Origin of the sequence: Klenkia soli, from assembly GCF_900103975.1 — a bacterium.
In the GTDB taxonomy this organism is placed as follows: domain Bacteria; phylum Actinomycetota; class Actinomycetes; order Mycobacteriales; family Geodermatophilaceae; genus Klenkia; species Klenkia soli.
Genome location: NZ_FNIR01000004.1, coordinates 237538 through 262139 on the forward strand (window position 1 = coordinate 237538; position 24602 = coordinate 262139).

Annotated in this window: 20 protein-coding genes; 15 read left to right on the forward strand and 5 right to left on the reverse strand. The window is 74.3% G+C overall.

Going from position 1 to position 24602, the window contains the following annotated elements:
• Positions 1 to 139 precede the first annotated feature (139 nt).
• Genes BLS67_RS07890 through ligA form a run of 3 tightly spaced genes read left to right on the forward strand, consistent with a single transcriptional unit; the run spans position 140 to position 5587 of the window.
• Positions 140 to 2290 (forward strand): bifunctional metallophosphatase/5'-nucleotidase, encoded by a 2151-nt coding sequence (locus BLS67_RS07890; RefSeq protein ID WP_207500410.1) that lies wholly within the window; start codon positions 140 to 142, stop codon positions 2288 to 2290.
• Positions 2274 to 3308: a methionine synthase gene (locus BLS67_RS07895; RefSeq protein WP_242653907.1), complete on the forward strand. Its 1035-nt coding sequence runs from the start codon at positions 2274 to 2276 to the stop codon at positions 3306 to 3308. The genes BLS67_RS07890 and BLS67_RS07895 overlap by 17 nt, the downstream gene beginning before the upstream one ends.
• 32 nt (positions 3309 to 3340) lie before the next feature.
• Positions 3341 to 5587 (forward strand): NAD-dependent DNA ligase LigA, encoded by a 2247-nt coding sequence (gene ligA, locus BLS67_RS07900; protein WP_242653908.1) that lies wholly within the window; start codon positions 3341 to 3343, stop codon positions 5585 to 5587.
• 9 nt (positions 5588 to 5596) lie between these two features.
• Here the strand turns inward: ligA and BLS67_RS07905 are convergent, their stop codons facing one another.
• Positions 5597 to 6256 carry an ACT domain-containing protein gene (locus BLS67_RS07905; RefSeq protein ID WP_091242613.1) on the reverse strand — a complete coding sequence of 220 codons (660 nt, stop codon included), beginning with the start codon at positions 6254 to 6256 and terminating at the stop codon, positions 5597 to 5599.
• A 211-nt stretch (positions 6257 to 6467) separates the two neighbouring features.
• On the opposite strand from BLS67_RS07905, the gene gatC reads away from it, so the two are divergent.
• Genes gatC through BLS67_RS07930 form a run of 5 tightly spaced genes read left to right on the forward strand, consistent with a single transcriptional unit; the run spans position 6468 to position 10510 of the window.
• Positions 6468 to 6779, forward strand: a complete 312-nt coding sequence (gene gatC, locus BLS67_RS07910) for an Asp-tRNA(Asn)/Glu-tRNA(Gln) amidotransferase subunit GatC (RefSeq protein WP_091242615.1) — start codon at positions 6468 to 6470, stop codon at positions 6777 to 6779.
• Positions 6776 to 8290 (forward strand): Asp-tRNA(Asn)/Glu-tRNA(Gln) amidotransferase subunit GatA, encoded by a 1515-nt coding sequence (gene gatA / locus BLS67_RS07915; protein WP_091242621.1) that lies wholly within the window; start codon positions 6776 to 6778, stop codon positions 8288 to 8290. The genes gatC and gatA overlap by 4 nt, the downstream gene beginning before the upstream one ends.
• Positions 8287 to 8478 (forward strand): hypothetical protein, encoded by a 192-nt coding sequence (locus BLS67_RS07920; protein ID WP_091242624.1) that lies wholly within the window; start codon positions 8287 to 8289, stop codon positions 8476 to 8478. Before gatA ends, BLS67_RS07920 begins: the two co-directional genes overlap by 4 nt.
• The gene (gatB, locus tag BLS67_RS07925; protein ID WP_091242627.1) at positions 8475 to 9977 is read left to right on the forward strand and encodes an Asp-tRNA(Asn)/Glu-tRNA(Gln) amidotransferase subunit GatB; all 1503 of its coding nucleotides are present in this window, start codon (positions 8475 to 8477) and stop codon (positions 9975 to 9977) included. The genes BLS67_RS07920 and gatB overlap by 4 nt, the downstream gene beginning before the upstream one ends.
• Positions 9978 to 9982: 5 nt before the next feature.
• On the forward strand, positions 9983 to 10510 hold the full coding sequence (locus BLS67_RS07930) for a GNAT family N-acetyltransferase (protein ID WP_242653909.1): 528 nt from the start codon (positions 9983 to 9985) through the stop codon (positions 10508 to 10510).
• 98 nt (positions 10511 to 10608) lie between these two features.
• Here BLS67_RS07930 and BLS67_RS07935 read toward each other — a convergent pair whose 3' ends face one another.
• Complete coding sequence (locus tag BLS67_RS07935) at positions 10609 to 11760, reverse strand: PQQ-dependent sugar dehydrogenase (protein ID WP_242653910.1); 1152 nt, start codon at positions 11758 to 11760, stop codon at positions 10609 to 10611.
• 70 nt (positions 11761 to 11830) lie between these two features.
• Between BLS67_RS07935 and BLS67_RS07940 the strand changes: the two genes are divergently transcribed.
• The gene (locus BLS67_RS07940; RefSeq protein WP_207500411.1) at positions 11831 to 12781 is read left to right on the forward strand and encodes a 2-hydroxyacid dehydrogenase; all 951 of its coding nucleotides are present in this window, start codon (positions 11831 to 11833) and stop codon (positions 12779 to 12781) included.
• 44 nt (positions 12782 to 12825) lie between these two features.
• Here the strand turns inward: BLS67_RS07940 and BLS67_RS07945 are convergent, their stop codons facing one another.
• Entirely contained in the window at positions 12826 to 13194 is a 369-nt protein-coding gene (locus BLS67_RS07945) for a PH domain-containing protein (protein ID WP_242653911.1), read from the reverse strand.
• A 43-nt stretch (positions 13195 to 13237) separates the two neighbouring features.
• Between BLS67_RS07945 and ilvD the strand changes: the two genes are divergently transcribed.
• From ilvD to ilvC, 5 genes are all read left to right on the forward strand, one after another.
• The gene (ilvD, locus tag BLS67_RS07950) at positions 13238 to 14935 is read left to right on the forward strand and encodes a dihydroxy-acid dehydratase (protein WP_242653912.1); all 1698 of its coding nucleotides are present in this window, start codon (positions 13238 to 13240) and stop codon (positions 14933 to 14935) included.
• A gap of 67 nt (positions 14936 to 15002) precedes the next feature.
• A complete protein-coding gene (locus BLS67_RS07955; protein ID WP_091242644.1) occupies positions 15003 to 17681 on the forward strand; it encodes a putative bifunctional diguanylate cyclase/phosphodiesterase in 2679 nt (892 codons plus the stop codon).
• A gap of 248 nt (positions 17682 to 17929) precedes the next feature.
• The gene (locus tag BLS67_RS07960; protein ID WP_091242648.1) at positions 17930 to 19807 is read left to right on the forward strand and encodes an acetolactate synthase large subunit; all 1878 of its coding nucleotides are present in this window, start codon (positions 17930 to 17932) and stop codon (positions 19805 to 19807) included.
• Positions 19807 to 20331, forward strand: a complete 525-nt coding sequence (ilvN, locus tag BLS67_RS07965) for an acetolactate synthase small subunit (RefSeq protein WP_091242652.1) — start codon at positions 19807 to 19809, stop codon at positions 20329 to 20331. The genes BLS67_RS07960 and ilvN overlap by 1 nt, the downstream gene beginning before the upstream one ends.
• A gap of 39 nt (positions 20332 to 20370) precedes the next feature.
• Positions 20371 to 21396, forward strand: a complete 1026-nt coding sequence (gene ilvC, locus BLS67_RS07970) for a ketol-acid reductoisomerase (protein ID WP_091242656.1) — start codon at positions 20371 to 20373, stop codon at positions 21394 to 21396.
• Positions 21397 to 21447: 51 nt separating this feature from the next.
• Here ilvC and BLS67_RS23725 read toward each other — a convergent pair whose 3' ends face one another.
• Positions 21448 to 21591 (reverse strand): hypothetical protein, encoded by a 144-nt coding sequence (locus tag BLS67_RS23725; protein WP_165617511.1) that lies wholly within the window; start codon positions 21589 to 21591, stop codon positions 21448 to 21450.
• Positions 21592 to 21724: 133 nt separating this feature from the next.
• Positions 21725 to 22597: a hypothetical protein gene (locus tag BLS67_RS07975; RefSeq protein WP_091242660.1), complete on the reverse strand. Its 873-nt coding sequence runs from the start codon at positions 22595 to 22597 to the stop codon at positions 21725 to 21727.
• A gap of 121 nt (positions 22598 to 22718) precedes the next feature.
• On the opposite strand from BLS67_RS07975, the gene serA reads away from it, so the two are divergent.
• Complete coding sequence (serA, locus tag BLS67_RS07980; RefSeq protein WP_242653913.1) at positions 22719 to 24320, forward strand: phosphoglycerate dehydrogenase; 1602 nt, start codon at positions 22719 to 22721, stop codon at positions 24318 to 24320.
• Positions 24321 to 24602 lie beyond the last annotated feature (282 nt).

Genomic DNA, 24602 nt, shown 5'->3' on the forward strand with positions numbered 1-24602 from the left:
GGGCGTCGGTTCACAGCCGACCCTTGGTTTCGTCACCGGCGCGGGCTAGGTTTCGCGGGGCGAGAAGGTTCGCCGTGCTACTTAGTCATGCTCTGTGACCGGTCAGTCACGCACTGTCCGGCCCGTCCCTGGAGGACCTTTGCGCCGAACGCGCCTCACCATCGCCGCGACCCTCGTCGCCTCCGCCGGGCTCGTGGGCATCCCGGGCGCCGCCCCGGCCGCCGCGCCCGCCGACGTCCCGGTCCAGCTCCTGACGATCAACGACTTCCACGGCCGGATCAGCGACACGACCGGCGCCGACGCCACCGTGGGCACGACGACCGTGGGCGGGGCGGCCAACGTGGCGAGCACCGTCGCGGCCACCCGGCAGTCCTTCGTGGCCGGTGGCGCGCCCGCCGAGAACTCGTTGTTCATCGGCCTGGGTGACCTGGTCGGGGCGTCGCCCTTCGACTCCGCGGGGTTCCGCGACGAGTCGACCGTCGAGGTGCTCAACTCCTTGGACATGGCCGTCAGCGTGGTGGGCAACCACGAGTTCGACCGCGGCACCACCGAGCTGCGGCGCATCTCGGGGGCCACCGACCGCCAGTTCTCCGACAACCGCACTGCCTGCCAGGGTGTGACCGCCGGGGTCGACGGCTGCTTCCTGGACAGCACCGGGCAGCCCTTCGCCGGCACCGACTACCCCTACCTGGCCGCCAACGTCGTGCTGGCCGGCACCGACACCCCGATGCTGCCGCCCTACGCCATCCAGGAGGTCGGCGGCCAGCGCATCGGGTTCATCGGGGTGGTGACCGAGACCACCGCCGGCATCGTGGCGCCCACCGGCATCGCCGACGTCGAGTTCGTGGACGAGGCCGACGCCATCAACCGCTACGTCCCCGAGCTGCAGGCGCAGGGCGTGCAGGCCATCGTCGCCCTGGTCCACGAGGGCGGCACGCCGTCCACCCCCGCGGACGTCAACGGCTGCGGGCAGCTGTCGGGCTCGATCGTCGACATCAACGACCGCACCGACCCCGCCGTCGACGTCGTGCTGTCGGCCCACACCCACCAGAACTACAGCTGCTACCTGACCGACCCGGCCGGGCAGCCGCGCCTGGTCGCCCAGTCCGGGTACTACGGGCGACTGGTCGGCGACGTGCGCTTCGTCATCGACGGTGCGACCGGTGACGTCGACCGGCTCTGCGGCACCTACTCGGTCACCAACGTGCCGACCGACCGCGCGGCCCGGACCCCGGACGCCGCCACCGCCTCGATCGTCTCCTACTGGGCCGCGCAGGCCACCGCCAACGGCAGCCGCACCGTCGGCAGCACGACGACGCCGCTGGTCCGCGCCACCAACTCCGCCGGCAGCGAGAACCGGGGGGCCGAGTCGAACCTGGGCAACACCGTCGCGCAGGCGCAGCTCGCCGGTCTCCAGAGCGGGTCCACGTACGCCGACCCCGCCGCGGCCTTCGGCGGCCGCCCCGCGGTCGCGTTCATGAACCCGGGCGGGCTGCGGGCCAACATCGACGCCGGCCCCATCACCTACGCCGAGGCGTTCGCGGTGCAGCCGTTCGGCAACTACGCCAACGCGATCACGCTGACCGGTGCCGACATCCGGCTGCTGCTCGAGCAGCAGTTCTCCACCCCCGGCCGCACGTCGCAGCTGTGGCTGGGTACCTCGGAGGGCTTCCGCTACACCTACGACCTGTCCCGGCCGGCCTACGACCGGGTCGACCCGGCATCGATCACCATCGACGACCCGACCACCCCGGCGGTCGACCCGCAGGCCGTCGTGCCCACCACCCGGTACCGGGTCGTGGCCAACTCGTTCCTGAGCGGTGGGGGCGACAGCTTCACCGCCTTCCGCAACGGCACCGCCCAGGTCACCGGGCCGGTCGACGTCGACACCGCCATCGCCTTCTTCACCGCGAACAACCCCTACACCGCGCCGGCCATCGGCCACGGCGTGGCGGTGACCGACACCCGCGCGGCGAACCCGGCCACCCCGCCGGCCGGCGGCGGCACCGGGGCGGGGGAGAACGGCGGCAACGCGGTCGCCTCCGGCCCGACCGGCACCACCGGCACCGCTGCCGCCGGGTACCCCTGCCCGACGCCGCCGGCCGAGCCCGGCACGCCGGCCCCCGGTGCCCAGCCGATCGCCCACCCCGGCAACGGGATCGCGGCCGGGCAGCTGGCCAACACGGGTGCGGCCACCGGGCAGCTGACCGCGCTCGGCGTCGGCCTGCTGCTGGCCGGGGGTGTCGCCACCGCTGCGGGCTACCGTCGCGGGCGTGGCCTCACCGAGTAGTCCCGAGCACGACGGCACCGACGACCCGAGGCCGGCTCCCGCGACAGCGTGGGGGCCGGCCTCCGGCGTCGGGTCGCTGCCCGGCACCGACCCGGCCGAGGCCGTGCGGCTGGTCGTGGGGGAGCTCCCGGACTTCGCCCACCTGCCCGAGCTCCCCGCCCGCGGGCCCGGGGCGGACATGCTGGGTCGCAGCGCCGCCCTGCTGGTCGACGTGTTCGTCGACCTCACCCCCGCGGGCTGGCGCCTGGTGCCCCGCCCCGGCCGCGACCTCCAGCGGGCGCACGAGTTCCTCGAGCGCGACCTCGACGCCCTGCACGACGTCGCCGGCGACTGGACCGGGCCGTTCAAGGTGCAGGCCACCGGTCCGTGGACGCTGGCCGCCGGGCTCGAGCGCAGCCGGGGCGACCGCGCCGTCGTCGACGCCGGTGCCCGCCGCGACCTCGCCCAGTCCCTCGCCGAGGGGCTGCGCGCGCACGCCGACGCCGTCGCCGCGCGGCTGCCCGGCGCCGACGTCGTCGTCCAGCTCGACGAACCCTCGCTGCCCGCCGTCCTGATGGGCGGCCTCCCCACGGCCAGCGGCTTCGGCAAGCTGGCCGCCGTCGAGGAGCAGGTCGTGCAGGAGGAGCTGACCGCCTTCCTCGCGACGCTGGGCCGCCGCACCGTCGTGCACTGCTGCGCCCCCCGGGTCCCGCTGGGCCTGCTGCGGGCCGCCGGTGCCGACGCGGTCTCGTTCGACCACGGCCTGGTGCAGGACCTCGACGCCGTCGGCACCGCCGTCGACGCCGGCACCCACCTGCTGCTGGGCGTCGTCCCCGGCACCGACCAGCAGCTGCGGGCCCCGAAGGCGACCGCCACCCGCCTCCGGGCCTGGTGGAACGAGCTCGGCTTCCCGGCCGAGACGCTGCACGCGGCGGTCACCCTCACGCCGTCCTGCGGGCTCGCCGGCGCGAGCCCGGCCTACGCCCGCGCCGCGCTGGCGCACGTCCGGGAGGCCGCGAAGTACCTGCTGCCCGACTGAGGATGTCGGTGGTGCCGACTAGCGTTCGGGCCGTGAGCAGTGAGGACGACGTCGCCACCCCCCAGGTCGGAACCGCCCCCGAGCGCGCCGACGTCACCGAGGTCCCCGAGACCGCCCGCAGCCGGCACGCCGAGCTGTCCGAGGAGCTCGACCGGCTCGCCTTCGCCTACTACGTGAAGGACGCCCCGCAGGTCAGCGACGGTCAGTACGACGAGCTGATGGGCGAGCTCAAGGCCCTCGAGGCCGAGCACCCGGCGCTGGTCACACCGGAGTCGCCCAGCCAGAAGGTCAACGGCGGCTTCGGGGCCACGTTCTCCCCGGTCACCCACCTCGAGCGCATGCAGAGCCTGGACAACGCCTTCGACTCCGACGAGCTGTCGGCGTGGGCCGCCCGGGCCGACCGCGACGGTGCGGCCGGGGCCGGCTACCTCTGCGAGCTGAAGATCGACGGTCTGGCGATCGACCTGGTGTACGAGCGCGGCCGGCTGGTGCGCGCGGCCACCCGCGGCGACGGGGTCACCGGTGAGGACGTCACCGCCAACGTGGCCACCATGGCCGACGTGCCGCAGCAGCTGGCCGGTGACGACGTCCCGGAGCTGGTCGAGGTGCGCGGCGAGGTCTACTTCCCGGTCGCCGCGTTCGCCGAGGTCAACGCCGCCCAGGTCGAGGCCGGCAAGGCCCCGTTCGCCAACCCCCGCAACGCCGCCGCCGGGTCGCTTCGCCAGAAGGACCCCAAGGTCACCGCCACCCGCCCGCTGCGCCTGCTGGTGCACGGCATCGGCGCCCGCACCGGCTTCGACCTCGAGCGGCAGTCGCAGGCCTACGAGAAGCTGAAGTCCTTCGGTCTGCCCACCAGCACCCGGTACGAGGTGGTGCCCGACCTCGAGGCGGTCTGGGCCTACATCGAGCGCTACCGCGAGCAGCGGCACTCGGTCGAGCACGAGATCGACGGGGTCGTGGTCAAGATCGACCAGGTCGCGCTGCAGCGCCGGCTCGGGTCGACCAGCCGCGCCCCCCGGTGGGCCATCGCGTTCAAGTACCCGCCCGAGGAGGCCACCACCAAGCTCCTCGACATCCGGGTCAACGTCGGGCGCACCGGCCGGGTCACCCCGTTCGGCTACATGGAGCCGGTGAAGGTGGCCGGCTCCACGGTGCAGCTGGCCACCCTGCACAACGCCAGCGAGGTCGTGCGCAAGGGCGTGCTGATCGGCGACACCGTGGTCATCCGCAAGGCCGGCGACGTCATCCCCGAGATCCTCGGGCCGGTCGTCGACGTGCGCACCGGCGACGAGGTGCCCTTCGTCATGCCGGCCGAGTGCCCCGAGTGCGGTACCGAGCTGCGGCACGAGAAGGAGGGCGACGCCGACATCCGCTGCCCCAACGCCCGCTCGTGCCCGGCCCAGCTGCGGGAGCGGGTCTTCCACGTCGCCGGTCGGGGCGCCTTCGACATCGAGGTGCTCGGCTACGAGGCGTCCACCTCCCTGCTCGAGAGCGGCCTGCTCACCGACGAGGGCGACGTCTTCGCCCTCACGGCCGAGCAGCTGCAGACCGCCGACTTCTTCACCAAGAAGGACGGCACCCTGTCGGCCAACGGCCAGCGGCTGCTCACCAACCTGCAGACCCGCAAGGACGTCCCGCTCTGGCGGGTGCTGGTGGGGTTGTCCATCCGGCACGTCGGCCCCACTGCTGCTCAGGCGCTGGCGCGCGAGTTCCGCTCGATGGACCGGCTGATGGCCGCCACCGAGGAGGAGCTGGCCGCCGCCGACGGCGTCGGCCCGACCATCGCCACCGCCGTCCGCGACTGGTTCGCCGTCGACTGGCACCTGGGCGTGGTCGAGAAGTGGCGCCGTGACGGCGTGCGGATGGAGGACGAGGCGTCCGACGCCGGCCCCGGTCCGTTGACCGGCGTGACCGTGGTGGTGACCGGTTCCCTGCGCGACCACAGCCGTGACCAGGCCATCGCCGCGATCCAGGAGCGCGGCGGGAAGGTCACCGGCTCGGTGTCGAAGAAGACCGGGTTCGTGGTCGTGGGCGCCGACCCGGGCAGCAAGTACGACAAGGCCGTGCAGGTCAAGGCGCCGGTGCTCGACGACGACGGTTTCGCCGTCCTGCTCGAGCAGGGCCCCGAGGCCGCCCGTGCCGTGGCCACGATCGGCGACGGCAGCGAGCCCGAGCCGGTCCCCGAGCCGACCGAGGGCGACCAGCCCGCCCCGAAGAAGCGCGCCTCCCGGAAGAAGGAGGCCCCCGCCGACGACGAGGGCGAGCCGGCCCCGTCCTAGGGCCGGCCCTCAGGCGGGGGGCAGCTGGGCGACGGTGGCGGCGATGCCGGTCAGGTGCGCCAGCCGCAGCAGCTCGGAGCGGCGGAACGCCGGGCCTCCCGATCGGCCCAGCAGCACCGCGGTACCGCCGTCGAACGGGGCCGCCATCATCTCGACGGCCATCTCCTGCCACATCGTGGGCACCCAGTCGTCCTCGCTGGGCAGCAGCACGGGGGCGTGCAGCGGCAACCAGGGCAGCACCAGGCCGGTCAGCTCGGGGGCGGCCTCGGAGGCGGCGTGCACGGTGACGTCGTCCGGGGTGCCGCCCAGCACGACCGCCCACCCGCCGTGCAGCACGCGGGGCAGCTCGTCGGCGAGCAGCGTCGCCGTCCCCCCGCCCGCGCGGCCGAGGGACTCCAGCAGCTCCAGCTCGCGGTGGGTGTCCAGCTGACCGGAGAAGGGGCGCAGCGACTCGACCTGCACGCCGGGCACGGTCATCACCGCGGTGATCAGGCCGTCGGCCACCCGGTCCTCGGGCAGCTCGACCACGATGTCGTCGACGGCCACGCCGCCGCCGCGCTCGAGCACGTCGACCGAGACGATGTCGATGCCCGCGAGGCCCAGCGCGGTGGCCACGGCCCCCAGGATGCCGGGCCGATCGGGGACGACGAGCCGGAGCAGGTAGGACACGGGCACCTCCGCAGGACCGCCGGGTGTCGATCTCCGTCGATCGTGGGCAGCGGCCAGCCTGCCCCATGGCCCCCCGCCAGGGCCAACCCGGCTCGCGGACCAGGCCCGTGGGCCGCCCCACGTAGACTCGCAGGGTCGGGAGCCACGTCGATCCACCGCGCTCCCGCCGTCCACCGACCCGCAGCAGACCGACAGTGGGGCCCACCACCGCATGAGCACGGACAGCAGCAGCCTCTCCCGGGACGACGTCGCGCACCTCGCGCAGCTGTCCCGGCTCGCCGTCACCGACGAGGAGCTGGACCTCTACGCCGGCCAGCTCGGCGTCGTGCTCGGCGCCGTGGCCCGGGTGCAGGACGCCCCCACCGCCGACGTCGCCCCCACGACGCACGCCGTGCCGCTGACCAACGTGTACCGCCCCGACGTCGTCGCGCCCAGCCTGCCCCGCGAGCAGGTGCTCGCCGGTGCGCCGGCCGCCGAGGACGACCGCTTCCGGGTGCCGCGGATCCTGCAGGAAGAAGCATGAGCACCGACCTCACCCACCTCGACGTCACCGCGCTGCAGGCCGCCCTCGCCGACGGCAGCGCCAGCGCCGTCGAGGTGACCCAGGCCCACCTCGACGCGATCGCCGCCGCCGACGGCGGGCTGAACTCCTACCTGCACGTCGACGCGCTGACCGCGCTGGCCACGGCCGCCGACGTCGACCGGCGCCGGGCCGCCGGCGAGGAGCTGGGCCGGCTCGCCGGTGTCCCCGTCGCGCTCAAGGACGTCGTCGTCACCCAGGGCGTGCCCACCACCAGCGGGTCCAGGATCCTCGAGGGCTGGTTGCCGCCCTACGACGCCACCGTCGCCGCCCGGCTCAAGGCCGCCGGCACCGTGCTGCTGGGCAAGACCAACATGGACGAGTTCGCGATGGGCTCCTCCACCGAGAACTCCGCCTACGGCCCCACCCGCAACCCGTGGGACCACGACCGCATCCCCGGCGGTTCCTCGGGCGGCTCGTCCGCGGCCGTCGCCGGGTTCCTCGCCCCCTGGTCGATCGGCACCGACACCGGTGGATCGATCCGGCAGCCGGCCGCCGTCACCGGGCTGGTCGGGCACAAGCCCACCTACGGCTCGGTGTCCCGGTACGGGCTGATCGCGTTCTCCTCCAGCCTCGACCAGGCCGGCCCGATGGCGCGCACGGTCGCCGACGCCGCGCTGATGCACGAGGTCATCGGCGGGCACGACCCGCGCGACTCCACCTCGATCGACGCCCCGGCCGCGCCGTTCGTCGAGGCCGCCCGGCAGGGCGCCACCGGCGACCTGTCCGGGGTCACGGTCGGCGTCGTCCGCGAGCTGGGCGGCGAGGGCCACGCGGAAGGCTACGAGCCCGGCGTCCTGGCTGCGTTCCAGGCCGGGGTCGACCAGCTGCGCGCGCTGGGCGCCGAGGTGCGCGAGGTGTCGTGCACCAGCTTCGACCTGGCGCTGGCCGCCTACTACCTGATCGCGCCGAGCGAGGCGTCGTCCAACCTGTCGCGGTTCGACGGCGTCCGCTACGGCCTGCGGGTGGGCGACGACGGCAGCCGTGACCTCGACGAGGTCATGGCCATGACCCGCGCGCAGGGCTTCGGCGCCGAGGTCAAGCGCCGGATCATCCTGGGCACCTACGCCCTGTCGTCGGGCTACTACGAGGCCTACTACGGGCAGGCGCAGAAGGTCCGCACCCTGATCGGGCGGGACTTCGCCGCGGCGTTCGCCGACGTCGACGTCCTGGTGTCCCCGACCTCGCCGATCGTGGCCTTCCCCATCGGGCAGCGGGTCGGCGACCCGCTGTCGATGTACGCCGCCGACCTCTGCACGCTGCCCGCGAGCCTGGCCGGCCTCCCGGCCATCTCGGTGCCGTGCGGGCTCAGCGAGGGCCTGCCCGTCGGTCTGCAGGTCATGGCGCCCGCGCTGGCCGACGACCGCTGCTACCGGGTCGCCGCCGCGCTGGAGGCCGCGCAGGACGCCGCCCGCGGTGGCACCTTCCTGGGCCAGCTGGCGGCCCGGGCATGAGCACCGCCCTCAAGGCCGCGTGGGGCTTGACCGCCTTCGTGGTCCTCGCCGGCATCCTGGGCTGGGTGCTCAGCGGCCGGCCCGTGTTCGCCGTCTTCATCGTCCTCGGGGTCCTCACCGCCGTCGGTGCCGTGGTCACCGGCCGCGCCGAGACCCGCGAAGCCCTCAGGAAGCAGGACAACCCGTGAGCACCGACCGTCTGCTCGAGTTCGACGACGTCGTCGCCCGGTACGAGCCGGTCTTCGGCCTGGAGACCCACGTCGAGCTGGGCACCGCCTCCAAGATGTTCTGCGGCTGCGCCACCACCTTCGGCGCCGAGCCCAACACGCACACCTGCCCGGTCTGCCTGGCCCTGCCCGGCGCACTCCCGGTGGCCAACGCCGCCGCGATCGAGGCCACCATCCGGATCGGCCTCGCGCTGGGCTGCCGCATCGCCACCTGGTGCCGCTTCGCGCGCAAGAACTACTTCTACCCCGACATCCCCAAGGGCTTCCAGACGTCGCAGTACGACGAGCCGCTGTGCACCGCCGGCCACCTGGACGTCGAGGTCGACGGCGAGACCTACCGCGTGGAGATCGAGCGGGTGCACCTCGAGGAGGACACCGGCAAGAACCTGCACGTCGGCGGGGCCACCGGGCGCATCCACGGGGCCGACCACTCGCTGGTCGACTTCAACCGGGCCGGCATCCCGCTGGTCGAGATCGTCACCCGGCCGGTCCCCGGCGTCGGCGCCAAGGCCCCCGAGGTCGCCCGCGCGTACGTCGCCGAGCTGCGCGAGATCCTGCTGGCCCTCGGGGTCTCCGAGGTCCGCATGGAGCAGGGCAACCTGCGCTGCGACGTCAACACCTCGCTCGCCCCGACCGGCTCGCTGGAGTGGGGCACCCGCACCGAGACCAAGAACGTGAACTCGTTGCGCTCGGTCGAGCGGTCGGTGCGCTACGAGATGCGCCGCCAGGCCGCCCTGCTGGACGACGGCGTGCGGATCATGCAGGAGACCCGGCACTTCCACGAGGACACCGGCTCGACCTCTGCAGGGCGGAGCAAGGAGGAGGCCACCGACTACCGGTACTTCCCCGAGCCCGACCTGGTGCCCATGGCCCCCGACGCCGACTGGGTCGCCCAGCTGCAGTCCGACCTCCCCGAGCTGCCGGCTGCCCGCCGGACCCGCCTGCGCGAGGAGTGGGGCATCGCCGACTCCGAGATGGCCTGGTTGGTCAACGCCGGCGCTCTCGGGCTGGTCACCGACACCGTCGCGGCCGGGGCCGACCCGGCCGACGCCCGCAAGTGGTGGTTGGGCGAGCTGTCCCGCCGGGCGAAGGACGACGGCGTCGAGCTCGCCGACCTCGCCGTCACCCCGGCGCAGGTCGCGGAGCTGTGCGGGCTGGTCGCCGCCGGCACGGTCAACGACCAGCTGGCCCGGCAGGTGCTCGACGGCGTGCTGGCCGGCGAGGGCTCGCCGCAGCAGGTCGTGGAGTCCCGTGGGCTGGCGGTGATGGGGGAGTCCGACGAGCTCGGCGCCGCCGTCGACGCGGCCATCGCCGGGGCGCCCGACGTCGTGGAGAAGGTGCGCGGTGGCAAGACCGCGGCCCTCGGTGCGCTGGTCGGCGCCGTCATGAAGGAGACCCGCGGCAAGGCCGATGCAGCGACCGTCCGCCGCATGCTCGAGGAGCGGGTGCTCGGCGGGTGATCTCGGTGCAGCCACTGCAGCGAGCCGACCTCGGTCTGCTCGCTGCGTGGCTCGCCGAGCCGCTGGTCCACCGGTGGTGGGCCGAGGACCCGGCCGGGGTCGAGGCCCGGTACGGGCCGGCGATCGACGGCGACGACCCGACCGCCCTGTACCTGGGCCTCGAGGACGGCGTGCCGTTCGGCTTCGTCCAGGTCTACCGCTTCGCCGACGAGCCGGGGTACACGACGGAGCTGTCCGAGGTCTGCCCCGTGCCGGCGGGTGCGCTCAGCATCGACTACCTGGTCGGGTCACCCGACGCGCGCGGTCGAGGTCTGGGCACCGCGCTCATCCGCGCCGCGGTCGACCGCGGCTTCGCCGACCACCCCGACGCCCACGACGTCCTCGTCCCCGTGCACGCCGAGAACCACGCCTCCCGCCGAGCCCTGGAGAAGGCCGGCTTCACCCAGGTCGCCGAGGGTGAGCTGGAACCGGACAACCCGCAGGACACGAGGGACCACGTCGTCCACCGCAGACGCCGCGCGACGTCCGGCTGACGAGGCGGCCCGCAGGGTCGCCGAGGATGGCGGGGGAGTGGCTCAACGCCAGCCGGGACGGCACCTGATCGCGGTGGGAGCCCGGAGGGCGACAGTCATCACAGCGGGCTGGTCTGGTCCGACGCCGGCGGCTGGATGCGGAGCACCTTGTCGTCGTCCTCGGCGGGGGTGCCGAGGCCGTCGGTGTTGGACGTGGTGATCCACAGGGCGCCGTCGGCGTCGACGACCACGGTGCGCAGCCGGCCGTACTCGTCGGCCAGGAACGGCTGCGGTTCGTCGACCGGGGCACCGTCGGGGCCGAGGGTGGCCAGCACGACCTGCTCGCCGTCGAGGGCACCGAGGAAGACGAAGCTGCCGGAGATCGCGCACCCGGCGAGTCCACCGGTCTCGGCGGGGACGGTCAGCACCGCGGGGTTCGCGCCGGGGACGGCGACGGGGGAGCCGTAGTCACCGCCGGGCACCAGCCGGTCGAGCTCGTCGGGGCCGGTCGCGGCGTCGTCGGTGGCGTACACGGTGCCGTCGGCACCGACGCACAACCCCTGCACGTTCGACAGCCCCGAGCTGTAGACGGGCCCGGTGCCGACGGGCTGCCCGAAGACGTCGTAGGCGAGGACCTTGCCGGCCAGCGACGCGGGGTCCTGGGCGAGCGTGGCGACCCCGGTGTCGCCGGTGCCCACGTAGAGGGTGCCGTCGACGCCGAACACGAGGCCGCCGCCGTTGCGGGTCTCACCGCGGGGGATGCCGGTGACCACCGGGTTCGGGGTGCCGCCCAGCGGGAAGCGGACCACCCGGTTGTCGGTCGCCGTGGACAGGTAGGCGTAGAACAGCCCGTCCTGGGCGAAGGTGGGCGACAGCGCCAGGCCGAGGAGGCCGCCGTCCCCGGTGGTGTCGACGCCGGGCACGACCATCAGCTCGCGCGCGGGCGAGCGGTCGGGGAAGACCTGCAGCAGCCGGCCGGTCTCGCGCTCGGCGACCACCCCGGTGCCGTCGGGCAGCAGCACCAGCCCGGTCGGGACGGCGAGGTCGGTGGCCAGCACGTTCGGGTCGCCGGGGTCCTCCTCGTCGGCGCCGGGCGTGGAGGGGTCACCGGGCGCGGGCGCCGGCACGCTGTCGGTCGGCGGCCCGACCTGGGGGCCGGGCTCCTCCTGCACCGCGCGGAACGGGCCGGCGGGGGTGTAGCCACCGCCGCCGCAGCCGGCCAGCACGAGGCAGGCGGTCACGGCCACCACCGCGCGGGCTCCCCGGGTCACCCTGGCCAGGGTACGCACCGGGGGCGTCCCGGATCGCCGTCCGACGGGGCGGCCCCTAACGTCTGCGGACGTGCCCGACAGCCTGACCATCGACCTGCCCGCCGACGAGGACCTGCACGTCCTGGTGCCCTCCCGCGCGCTCGGGGCGCACCTCGAGCAGCTGGATCCGCGCATCCGTGCGCACCGCGTCGACCCCGCCGACGGCCCGCCCACCGGTGACGCCGCGCGCGCCCGCATCTGGGTGCCGGCGGGCGGGTCGGCCATCCCCGACGGCTTCCTCGACGGGCTGCCCGACCTGCGCCTGGTGCAGCTGATGAGCGCCGGTGCGGAGAAGTTCGTGGGGGCGCTGCCCGAGGGCGTCGTGCTCTGCAACGCCCGTGGCGCGCACACCCCGGCCACCGCGGAGTGGGCGGTCGCCGCCGCCCTGGCCGCCCAGCGCGGCATCCCGCACTTCACCCGCGAGCAGGACGCCGGTCGCTGGTCCTTCGGCACCGAGCACTCGATGGTCGGTGCGAACGTGCTGGTCGTCGGGGCCGGGGACATCGGCCGGCTGATCGGTCGCATGCTGGCCGGGTTCGACGTCGACCTCACCTACGTCGCCCGCACCGCCCGGGACGGCGTCCGCCCGACGTCGGAGCTGCCCGAGCTGCTGCCGACCGCCGACGTCGTCGTCCTCATCGTGCCGGTGACCGACGAGACGACCGGCATGGTCGACGCCGCCTTCCTGGCGGCGATGAAGGACGACGCCCTGCTGGTCAACGCCGCCCGCGGGGTCGTGGTCGACACCGACGCGCTGCTGGCCGAGCTCACCGCCGGCCGGTTGCGCGCGGCGCTGGACGTCACCGACCCCGAGCCGCTGCCCGCGGGCCACCCGCTGTACTCGGCCCCCGGGCTGCTGCTGACCCCGCACGTCGCCGGCGCCGTGCCCGACACGAACGAGCGGGCGGCCGCCGCGGTCGCCGACCAGCTGCGACGGGTCCTGGCGGGGGAGCCGCTGGCGAACGTCGTCGACGCCTACTGACCCGCCCCCCTCTGCCTGTCGGGCCGGGCTGCGGGGGCGGGGGGTCAGGCCGCGGGGTCGGGGATGCGGCCGGCGGAGACCGCGGCCAGGCGGGGGAGGTCGCGGGCCCGGACGACGGGCAGCCGGACCTCGGTGCCGCTCGCCCGCACCAGCCAGAGCTCCTGGTCCTCGCCCACCCGCAGGCCGGCGACGTCCTCCCAGGGCACGGTGCGGCCGACGAGCAGCGTGCGCGGGGTGATGCCGGCGGGGCCGACGTCGACCCCGACCCGCAGCACCCACGCCGCCGCCAGCAGGGGGACCAGCAGCACGGGCAACCCCCACCAGGCGGCGCCGGCCACCGGCAGCGTGCACGCCGCCAGCACCAGCACGGGCAGCAGGGCGACCCGGCTCATCCTCATCCGCGCGACAGCCACGCAGGCGATGCTCCCAGACGCGGGCGGCCTACCATCCGGGGTCGTGACGACCGCCGACGACACCCGCACCTCCACCATGAAGCCCCGGTCCTTCGAGGTGACCGACGGCGACAACCGGGCCCCGGCCCGCGCCATGCTCCGCGCGGTCGGCATGGGCGACGACGACTGGGTGAAGCCGCAGATCGGCGTGGCGTCGTCCTGGAACGAGATCACCCCCTGCAACCTGAGCCTGGACCGGCTGGCCAAGGCCGTGAAGACCGGTGTGCACGAGGGCGGCGGGTTCCCGCTGGAGTTCGGCACCATCTCGGTCTCCGACGGCATCTCCATGGGCCACGAGGGCATGCGCGCCTCGCTGGTCTCCCGCGAGGTCATCGCCGACTCGGTCGAGACGGTCGTGTTCGCCGAGCGGCTGGACGGCTCGGTGCTGCTCGCCGGCTGCGACAAGTCCCTGCCCGGCATGCTCATGGCCGCCGCCCGCCTGGACCTCGCCGCCGTGTTCCTCTACGCCGGCGCCACGATGCCCGGCAAGCTCGGCGACCGCGACCTCACGATCATCGACGTCTTCGAGGGCGTGGGCGCGTGCGCCGCGGGCAAGATCACCCGCGAGCAGCTGACCGAGATCGAGAAGGCCACCTGCCCGGGCGAGGGTGCCTGCGGTGGCATGTACACCGCCAACACGATGGCCAGCGCCGCCGAGGCGCTGGGCATGAGCCTGCCCGGCAGCGCCGCCCCGCCGGCTCCGGACAAGCGCCGGGACGGCTTCGCGGTGGAGTCCGGCAAGGCCGTCGTCGAGCTGCTGCGCCGGGGCATCACCGCGCGCGACATCATGACCAAGGAGGCGTTCGAGAACGCCATCACCGTCGTCATGGCCCTCGGCGGCTCGACCAACGCGGTGCTGCACCTGCTGGCCATCGCGCACGAGGCCGGCGTCGACCTCACCCTCGACGACTTCAACCGGATCGGCGACAAGACGCCCCACCTGGCCGACGTGAAGCCCTTCGGCCGGTTCGTCATGACCGACATCGACCGCATCGGCGGGGTGCCGGTGGTCATGAAGGCGCTGCTGGACGCCGGCCTGCTGCACGGCGACTGCCTGACCGTCACCGGCAAGACCATGGCCGAGAACCTGGCGCACATCGGCCCGCAGGACCCCGACGGCGCGATCATCCGCGCGATGGACGACCCGATCCACAGGACCGGCGGGCTGACGATCCTGCGCGGCTCGCTGTCGCCCGACGGCGCCGTCGTGAAGAGCGCCGGGTTCGACGCAGAGGTCTTCGACGGGACGGCCCGGGTGTTCGACGGCGAGGCCGGGGCCATGGAGGCCGTCACCGAGGGCACCCTCAAGGCCGGCGACGTCGTCGTCATCCGGTACGAGGGCCCGCGCGGCGGCCCGGGCATGCGCGAGATGCTCGCCGTCACCGGCGCCATCAAGGGCGCCGGGCTCGGCAAGGACGTCCTGCTGCTCACCGACGGCCGCTTCTCCGGCGGGACGACGGGCCTGTGCGTGGGCCACATCGCCCCCGAGGCGGCCGACGCCGGGCCCATCGCCTTCGTCCGCGACGGCGACCGGATCGTGCTCGACCTCGCCGCCCGCACCCTGGACCTGCACGTGGACGCCGAGGAGCTGGCCCGTCGCCGCGAGGGCTGGGCCCCGCCCGCCCCGCGGTACACCCGCGGCGTGCTGGGCAAGTACGCCAAGCTCGTGGGCTCGGCTGCGCAGGGCGCCATCTGCGGGTAGGCCCCGAAGGGGTGAGTCCGCCCGGGTCGGCCTCGTCGGCCGGCCCCGGTCTGCCGATGTCGATCACGTGGACCGCACCCGGCGCTGGACCCCGTTCGCGGGGCTGGCGTACCTGACCCTGCTCGGTGGTGCTGCGCTGCTCCCGCCGGGCCAGCGCCGGTTGGCCTCCGACGCCGTGGTCGTGGTGGCCGCCGTCGTCACCGCCGTGGTCGTCGCCCGGGCCGGGCGCCGCACCTGCGCCCGGGCCCGCGGGTGGCACCTGGTCTCGCTCTCCCTGGTCGCCGGGGTCGTCCTGGCCTCGTCGGCCGAGCTGCTCTCCGCCGTCCACGGTCCGGTCGACCCGCCGCGCACGGCGGCCTCGGTGCTGCCGCACCTCCTGGGCGCCGTGGCCGTCCTGACCCTGCTCGGCCGGTCGCGGCTGCGGGCCGGGGGAGCGCGGTTGCTGGTCGAGAGCGCCCTGTTCTGCACCGCGGCGTTCGTGCTGGCCCAGCTGCTCGTCGTCGGACCGCTGGTGCGCGACCTGGTGCTCAGCGGCCCCGCGCGGGCGGCGCTGGAGGCCAGCTGCCTGGCCGCGACCCTGCTGCTCGGCTCCGGCCTCACCTTCGTCACCGCGGCCGGCCCGGCCCGGCGGACCACCGGCGGCGTGACCCTCGCCGGGTTGGCCGCCGTCGCGGTGGCCGACTGCCTGTCCGTGCTGGGGTCCGCCGGCCCCTTCGGCCTGCTGGGCACCGGCAGCCGCGCGCTCTACCTGGTCGGGTTGGTGCTGCTCTGCCTGGCCGCCCAGCAGGACCCCGGCGACGGGCCGGCCGAGCGCGCGCCCGGACGCCGGTTGACCCACGGCATCACCCTGGCCGGCCAGCTGCTCCCGCACGGCGTGATGGTGCTGGCCGCCGTCCTGCTGCTGGGCTCCGCGCTGTTCATGGCGACCCCCACCGCGGCGGCCCTGGTGGCGGTCGCCCTCGGGTTGCTGCTCACCGGCGTGCACCGGGTGGTCGTCGTCGGTGACGAGATGCGCTACGCCGGCGGGCTCGCGCGCAGCGAGGCCTGGTTCCGCCGGGTGGTCCGGGCCAGCAGCGACGCCGTCCTCGTGCTCGACGACGACCGGGCCGTCACCTGGGCGGCCTCCGTCCTGGCCGACCCCGCGGAGGCCGCCGGCCGCCCCCTGCTCGGGGTCCCGCTGGTCGACCGCGTGCACCCGCAGGACGTCGAGACCGTGCGCGCCTGGCTCGGGGACGCGGACGGCCCCGAGGTCGCCCTCGACGGCTTGTGCAGCTTCCGGCTGCCGGCCGAGGACGGCAGCTGGCGGGTCTGGGAGGCGGGCGTCACCGACCTGCGGGCCGACGCCGCCGTGGGTGCCCTCGTGCTGCACTGCCGGGACGTCACCGTGCGGCTGCACGCCGAGGACGAGCTGCGCTCGCTGGCCTTCACCGACCCGGCCACCGGCCTGCCCAACCGCGCGGCGCACGTGATCGCGCTGGCCGAGGAGCTGGCCGCGGCCGACGACGCGCCGCAGGTGGCCCTGCTGCTGTTCGAGGTCGAGGGCCTGGACGAGGCGAGGGAGAACGTCGGTCGCGACGTCGTCGAGCTCTCCGTGGTCGAGATCGGCCGCCGCCTGCGGGCCACGGTGCGCGGCGACGACCTGGTCGCCCGCGTCGGGCCCGAGGTGTTCGCCGTCCTGGCGCACGGCGAGGGGGACGAACCCGACCGGGTCGCCGCCCGCTGCCTGTCCGTCGTCGAGCAGCCGGTCGTGACCCCCCTGGGGCTCGTCGACCTCAGCGCAGCCGTCGGCCTGGTCCCGCTGGTGGGAGGGCTCGGCCCCGAGACCGTGCTGGACCGGGCCGAGCTGGCCGTCCGGGAGGCGCGGCGGTCCGGGACCGGGTCGGTGCGCCGGTACGACCCCGCCCTGGGGGCCGTCCGGGACCGCCGGGAACGACTGCGGGCCGACCTGGTCGGTGCCCGGGCGCGCGGCGAGCTCGGCCTGGTGTGGCAGCCCATCGTCTCGCTGGCCGAGCAGCGGGTCACCGGCGTCGAGGCGCTGGTGCGCTGGAACCACCCCGTGTTCGGCGAGCTGGAGCCCGAGGAGTTCATCCCGGTCGCCGAGCGCGCCGGGCTGGTCGGCGACGTGCAGCGCTGGGTGCTCCACGAGGCACTCCTCGCCGCTGCCGCCCTGCCCGAGCACGGCGCGCCGCTGCGGCTGGGCATCAACGTCTCCGCGGTGCACCTGGCCAGCGGCACCGTCGTCGGCGACGTGTCGAGCGCCCTGCGGGCCGCCGGGTTCCCCGCCCAGCGGCTGGTCGTCGAGGTCGCCGGCAGCACGACGCTGCTGGAGGACCCGTCGGTGGCGTCGGACTTCGCCGCGCTGCGGCTGATGGGCGTGCACCTGGCCCTGGACGACTTCGGCGCGCCGTCCTCGACGCTGGACCACCTGACCCGGTTGCCGGTCGACGTCGTCAAGCTCGACCGCACCTTCCTCGCCCGCGTGGACAAGGAGAAGCAGACCCGCGCGCTGTGCGCCTCGGTCATCGGGATCGGCGGCGACCTGGGCATCGACGTGGTCGCCGAGGGGGTCGAGACCCCCAGCCAGCTGACGGTGCTGCGCACCCTGGGGTGCGGGTTCGCGCAGGGCTTCCTGCTCTCCCGGCCGCTGACGCTGCCCGCCCTCGTCGCCTGCCTGGACGCCGGCGGTGGTCACCTCTGGCCCGGGCAGGTCGGGCGGGTCGACGTCGCGCGGGCCGACGCCGGCTGACGGCCGGACGCCGCCGTCCCACGGAGCGGACCGGCCCATCCCAGTGGATGGGAAGCGGTGGTTGACGCAGGGCGGTGCCCGGGCGCACAGTACTGGCGTGCTGCGTCCTGCCCTCCTCGTAGTCATCGACTAGCGCGCCGGTCCACCGACCGTCGCGCTCACCCCTCCGTGCCTCCTGGCACGAGGGGTTTTTTGTTGGCCGCGTCCGACCGCACACCCACCCCCGCGCCCAGGGAGACCCACCCGAGATGAGCACCACCACCGCCCCCGCCCGCGAGACCCCCACCCAGGTCGCCGCTGAGGCCACCGTGGGGGTCGAGACCACCGACGGCTCGGTCGTGGACCCGAGCTCGCCGGCCCGCGGCATCACCGGCGCGCAGAGCCTCGTGCGCTCGCTCGAGGCCGTCGGCGTCGACCTGGTCTTCGGCCTGCCCGGCGGGGCGATCCTCCCGCTGTACGACCCGCTCTTCGACTCCTCGGTCCGGCACGTCCTGGTCCGGCACGAGCAGGGCGCCGGCCACGCGGCCACCGGGTACGCGCAGGCCACCGGTCGGGTCGGCGTCTGCATGGCCACCTCGGGGCCCGGTGCCACCAACCTGGTCACCCCGCTGGCCGACGCCTACATGGACTCCGTCCCGCTCGTGGCCATCACCGGGCAGGTGGCCAGCGGCTTCATCGGCACCGATGCGTTCCAGGAGGCCGACATCCGGGGCATCACGATGCCGATCACCAAGCACAACTTCCTGGTCACCCACGCCGACGAGATCCCGCAGCGGATCGCCGAGGCGTTCCACCTGGCCTCCACCGGCCGCCCCGGCCCGGTCCTGGTCGACGTCCCCAAGGACGTCCTGCAGGCGACGACGGACTTCGTCTGGCCGCCGCGGATCGACCTGCCCGGCTACAAGCCGACCACCCGCCCGCACGGCAAGCAGGTCCGGGAGGCCGCCGCCGTCATCCAGGCCGCGAAGCAGCCGGTGCTCTACGTCGGCGGCGGCGTGCTCAAGGCCGGTGCCAGCGAGGTGCTGGCCGAGCTGGCCGAGCTGACCGGGGCGCCGGTCGTCACCACGTTGATGGCGCGCGGCGCATTCCCCGACAGCCACGCCCAGCACCTGGGCATGCCCGGCATGCACGGCACCGTCACCGCCGTCGCCGCGCTGCAGAAGGCCGACCTCCTGGTGGCCCTGGGCGCCCGCTTCGACGACCGCGTCACCGGCAAGCTCGAGAGCTTCGCCCCGGACGCCACCATCGTGCACGCCGACATCGACCCGGCCGAGATCGGCAAGAACCGCAAGGCCGACGTCCCGATCGTGGGCGACGCGAAGGAGACCATCACCGAGCTGGTCGCCGCGCTGACCACCCTGCAGGGCGAGCACGGCCGGCCCGACCTCTCCGGCTGGTGGGCCCAGCTCGACCGGTGGCGCGAGACCTACCCGCTGGGCTACGACCTGCCCGAGGACGGCGCCCTGTCGCCGCAGTACGTCATCGAGCGGCTGGGCGCCATCGCCGGGCCCGACGCGGTCTACTGCGCCGGGGTCGGCCAGCACCAGATGTGGGCCGCGCAGTTCGTGAAGTACGAGAAGCCGGGCACCTGGCTCAACAGCGGCGGCCTGGGCACGATGGGCTACGCCGTCCCCGCGGCCATGGGCGCCAAGGCCGGCCGCCCCGAGGCCACCGTGTGGGCCATCGACGGCGACGGCTGCTTCCAGATGACCAACCAGGAGCTGGCCACCTGCGCCATCGAGGGCATCCCGATCAAGGTCGCCGTGATCAACAACGGCAACCTGGGCATGGTCCGGCAGTGGCAGACCCTGTTCTACGAGGGCCGCTACTCCAACACCCGGCTGCACAACCGCGGCTCCGGCGGTGGCGAGATCGAGCCGATCCGCATCCCGGACTTCGTGAAGCTGGGGGAGGCCCTGGGCTGCGTCGGCCTGCGCTGCGAGCGTCCCGAGGACGTCGACGCCACCATCGCCGCCGCCATGGAGATCACCGACCGCCCGGTGGTCATCGACTTCGTCGTGGGCTCGGACGCCCAGGTCTGGCCGATGGTGGCCGCCGGCGCCAGCAACGACGACATCCTCGCCGCGCGGGACGTCCGCCCGGTCTTCACGGAAGGCCCCGTCTGATGCCCAGGCACACCCTGTCGGTCCTGGTCGAGAACAAGTCCGGTGTGCTGGCCCGCGTCTCGGCGCTGTTCAGCCGCCGCGGCTACAACATCGAGTCCCTGGCCGTCGGCCCGACCGAGAACCCCGACCTCTCCCGCATGACGATCGTGGTGGACGTCGAGAGCCAGCCGCTCGAGCAGATCACCAAGCAGCTGAACAAGCTGATCGAGGTCATCAAGATCGTCGAGCTGGACGGCGCCTCGGTGCAGCGCGAGCTGCTCATGGTCAAGGTGCGCGCGCCGCTGGCCGACCGCGCCCAGGTGCTGCAGACCGTCGAGCTCTTCCGGGCCAAGGTCATCGACGTCAACACCGACACGGTGACCGTCGAGTCCACCGGCACCCCCGAGAAGCTGCAGGCCCTGCTCGCCGTCCTCGCCCCCCTCGGGATCAAGGAGATGGCCCAGTCGGGCACCGTCGCCCTGGCCCGGGGCCCGCGCTCGATGAGCGGCGCCGGTACGTTGCGCCCGGTCGAACGCTCCGCCTGACAGCTGTTCCACCCATCTACCGAAGGAGCTCCACCGCACATGGCCGCCGAGATCTTCTACGACGACGACGCCGACCTCTCGATCATCCAGGGGCGCACCGTCGCCGTCATCGGCTACGGCAGCCAGGGCCACGCCCACTCGCTGTCGCTGCGCGACTCCGGCGTCGACGTCCGCGTCGGCCTGCCCGAGGGCAGCAAGTCCCGCGCCAAGGCCGAGGCCGAGGGCCTGCGCGTGGTCACCCCCGCCGAGGCCGCCGCCGAGGCCGACCTGATCATGATCCTGGCCCCGGACCACGTGCAGCGGAAGCTGTACGCCGAGTCGATCGAGCCCAACCTGCAGGACGGCGACGCGCTGTTCTTCGGCCACGGCTTCAACATCCGCTTCGGCTACATCAAGCCCCCGGCCGGCGTCGACGTCGCCATGGTCGCCCCCAAGGGCCCGGGTCACCTCGTGCGCCGCGAGTTCAGCGACGGCAAGGGCGTGCCCTGCCTCATCGCCGTCGAGCAGGACGCCTCCGGCTCGGCCCAGGCGCTGGCGCTGAGCTACGCCAAGGCCATCGGCGGTGCCCGCGCCGGCGTCATCAAGACGACCTTCGCCGAGGAGACCGAGACCGACCTGTTCGGCGAGCAGGCCGTGCTGTGCGGCGGCATGTCGGCGCTGGTGCAGGCCGGGTTCGAGACCCTCACCGAGGCCGGCTACCAGCCCGAGATCGCCTACTTCGAGTGCCTGCACGAGCTGAAGCTGATCGTCGACCTCATGTACGAGGGCGGCATCGCCAAGCAGCGCTGGTCGGTGTCGGACACCGCCGAGTACGGCGACTACACCTCCGGCCCGCGCGTGGTCGACGCCCGCGTCAAGGAGACGATGGGCGAGGTGCTCAAGGACATCCAGGACGGCACCTGGGCCGCCAAGTTCATCGCCGACCAGGACGCCGGCGCCCCGGACTTCAGGGCCAAGCGGGCCGCCGCCGAGGCGCACCCGATCGAGGAGACCGGCCGCCAGCTGCGCGGGCTGATGAGCTGGGTCTCGGCGTCGGACGACTACACCGGCACCGCCCAGCGCTGAGCCGGACGCACGACGGCCCCGCACCCCGACGGGTGCGGGGCCGTCCTGCGTTCAGGCCGCCCACTCCCGGACCTCGGGACGGCGGGTCGTGACGGCCACCCCCGCGGCCAGCACGAGCAGCAGCACCGACAGCACGTCGAGGGAGCCCACGACGGCGACGGCCAGCACCAGCAGAAGGACCTGACTTCCCCCCACCACTCGCACGCTCGCGGCGGGCCCCTGAAGTCAGGCCGGCAGGCAGAACAGGGCCTGGATGCCGGCCAGGGCCACGGCGGCCACCACGGTGGTCGGCGGCCGGCCGGGCGGCTTGTCCACCGGGCCGGTCACCTCAGCGGCCGCGGCGGGCGCGGTGGGCGGCGAAGAACTGCGCGGAGGGCGCCAGGCACAGGAGCACCACGATGGCGACCGCCACCCCGAAGAACACCAGGCTGAGGACGACGTCACCGCCGCTGGTGCTGCCGAAGCCGTCGCCGAGGTTGGCCAGGTTGCCCACCAACCCGAAGCCGGTCGTCACGATGGAGATCGACCCGGCCACGACGAGCATCACCCGGCTGCGCCCGGTCAACGCCCAGACCGAGCCCCAGATCGTGATCACGGTCCACGCCACGACGACCAGGGTGACGACGACGCCGATGCCGACCGCTGCCCCGACGACGTTGCCCAACCCCGGCGCGATGTCGTTGAGGTCGTCGAGGCTCCCCGCTCCCGCGCCGATCGCGAAGGCCACGAAGACGAGCAGCCCGAGGGACGCCAGCACGCCGAACGCGCCGAAGACGAACCCGAACACCGCCGCGGTGATGACGGCGCCGGGCTTGGCCGGTGCGGCCGGTCCGTAGCCGTAGGGCTGCTGGCCGTAGCCGGCGGGCTGGTAGCCCTGCTGCTGGTGGGCGGCGGACTGGTCGTACCCGGCGTAGGGCTGCGGCTGGGCGTAGGGGTCGGGCTGCCCGTAGCTGCTCTGGCCGTAGCTGCTCTGCCCGTACCCGCTCTGCCCGTACGAGCCGCTGCCGTAGCTCTGCCCGTACCCGCCCTGCCCGTACGCGCTGCTGCCGTACCCCTGGCCGTAGCCGCCCTGCTGGTACCCGCCCTGCTCCTGAGCACTCCGGTCGGGGGTCTGGTCGGGGGTGTAGCCGCCCTGCCCCTGGCTGCCGTCGCCGAACGGGGTCGTCTCCGACCGGCCCTGGTCTCCCTGGTGCTCGCTCACTGCTCTCCTCCGTGCGAGGCCGGCCGCGCTGTCGGGCGACCGGTCATGAGGAGTCAGGATGGCGGGCAGCGGGGGGAGGGGCAAGCACGCCCCCCACCTGCGGGTCCTAGGCTGTCCACCCGTGACCACCCCTGCGCCCGTCGTCCTGATCGCCGAGGAGCTCGCCCCCAGCGCCCTGGAGGTGCTCGGCTCCGAGTTCGACGTCCGGCACGTCGACGGCGCCGACCGCGCCGCGCTGCTGCCGGCCCTGGCCGACGCGGCGGCCGTCATGGTGCGCAGCGCCACCACGATCGACGCCGAGGCCCTGGCCGCCGCGCCCAACCTCAAGGTCGTCGCCCGCGCCGGCATCGGGCTGGACAACGTCGACGTCCCGGCCGCCACCGCCCGCGGCGTCATGGTGGTCAACGCCCCCACCTCCAACATCGTCAGCGCCGCCGAGCACGCCATCGCGCTGCTGCTGGCCGCCGCCCGGCACATCCCCGCCGCCGACGCGTCGTTGCGCGAGGGCACCTGGAAGCGGTCGAAGTTCAGCGGCGTCGAGGTCACCGAGAAGACCGTGGGCGTGGTCGGCCTGGGCCGCATCGGCGTCCTGGTCGCGCAGCGGCTGGCCGCCTTCGGCGTCACGCTGATCGCCTACGACCCCTACATCCAGCCCGGCCGCGCGGCGCAGCTCGGCGTCCGGCTGGTGTCCCTCGACGAGCTCCTGCGGGAGTCGGACTTCATCACCATCCACCTGCCCAAGACCCCCGAGACCCTCGGGATGATCGGCGCAGAGCAGCTGGCGATGACGAAGAAGGGCGTGATCATCGTCAACGCCGCGCGCGGTGGGCTGGTCGAGGAGGCCGCCCTGGCCGACGCGCTGCGCTCGGGCCAGGTGGGCGCCGCCGGCATCGACGTCTACGCCAAGGAGCCGTGCACCGACAGCCCGCTGTTCGCGCTGCCCAACGTCGTGGTCACCCCGCACCTGGGCGCCTCGACCACCGAGGCCCAGGACAAGGCCGGGACGGCGGTCGCCCGCAGCGTCCGGCTGGCGCTGCAGGGCGACTTCGTGCCCGACGCGGTGAACGTGCAGGCCGGCGGGATCGTCGCCGAGGACGTGCGGCCGGGTCTGCCGCTGGCCGAGAAGCTGGGCCGGGTCTTCACCGCGGTCGCCGGCGGGCTCGCGCAGTCCGTCGAGGTCCGCGTGCTGGGCAAGATCGCCGAGTACGACGTCTCCGTCGTGCAGCTGGCCGTGCTCCGCGGGGTGTTCGCCGACGTCGTGGAGGAGCAGGTCACCTACGTCAACGCCCCGCTGCTGGCCGAGGCCCGCGGCCTGGAGGTGTCGCTCACCTCCGACGTCGAGAGCCCGCACTACCGCAACCTCATCGCGGTGCAGGGTGCGATGGCCGACGGCACCGAGGTCACGGTCTCGGGCACGCTGTACGGGAAGAACCAGGTGCCCAAGCTGACCGAGGTCGGCGGCTTCGAGATCGACCTGGAGGCCAAGGGCTACCTGCTGTTCTTCACCTACGCCGACCGTCCCGGCGTCGTGGGCACGGTCGGGGCCGCGCTGGGCGCCGCCGGCATCAACATCGCCGGGGCCCAGGTCAGCCGCACCACGCAGGGCGGCGACGCCCTGATGGCCGTCACGGTCGACAGCGAGGTGAGCGGCGAGCTGCTGGCCGACATCGCCGCGCAGATCGGCGCCCGCGAGGCCCGGGCGGCCGACCTCAACCCGATCTGAGCGCACCGCGCAGCACCACCGCCGACGGCGCCGACCCCCCCGAGGGGTTGGCGCCGTTCGTCGTCCCGGGGGCAGGTGGCTGCCAGGCGACTGCCAGCCGGGCATGGTTGAACGCTGGGTCACTCGGCATCCAGCCCAACGTCCGTCGTCCGGATGCCGGGCCGCGCGGCCGTACGGCGCAGGTCCCGCGGTCGCGAGCCGACCCGGTGCGCGCGTTGGGCCATCTGCCGCGGCAGAGCTGCGCGCACTGGGCCGAACGGGTCATGGTCCTGAGCACCGCTC

Coding starts and splice junctions, on each gene's coding strand:
- gatC (WP_091242615.1), top strand. CDS start 6,468: ATGAGCACGGACAGCAGCAGCCTCTCCCGGGACGACGTCGCGCACCTC.
- gatA (WP_091242621.1), top strand. CDS start 6,776: ATGAGCACCGACCTCACCCACCTCGACGTCACCGCGCTGCAGGCCGCC.
- BLS67_RS07920 (WP_091242624.1), top strand. CDS start 8,287: ATGAGCACCGCCCTCAAGGCCGCGTGGGGCTTGACCGCCTTCGTGGTC.
- BLS67_RS07960 (WP_091242648.1), top strand. CDS start 17,930: ATGAGCACCACCACCGCCCCCGCCCGCGAGACCCCCACCCAGGTCGCC.
- ilvN (WP_091242652.1), top strand. CDS start 19,807: ATGCCCAGGCACACCCTGTCGGTCCTGGTCGAGAACAAGTCCGGTGTG.
- ilvC (WP_091242656.1), top strand. CDS start 20,371: ATGGCCGCCGAGATCTTCTACGACGACGACGCCGACCTCTCGATCATC.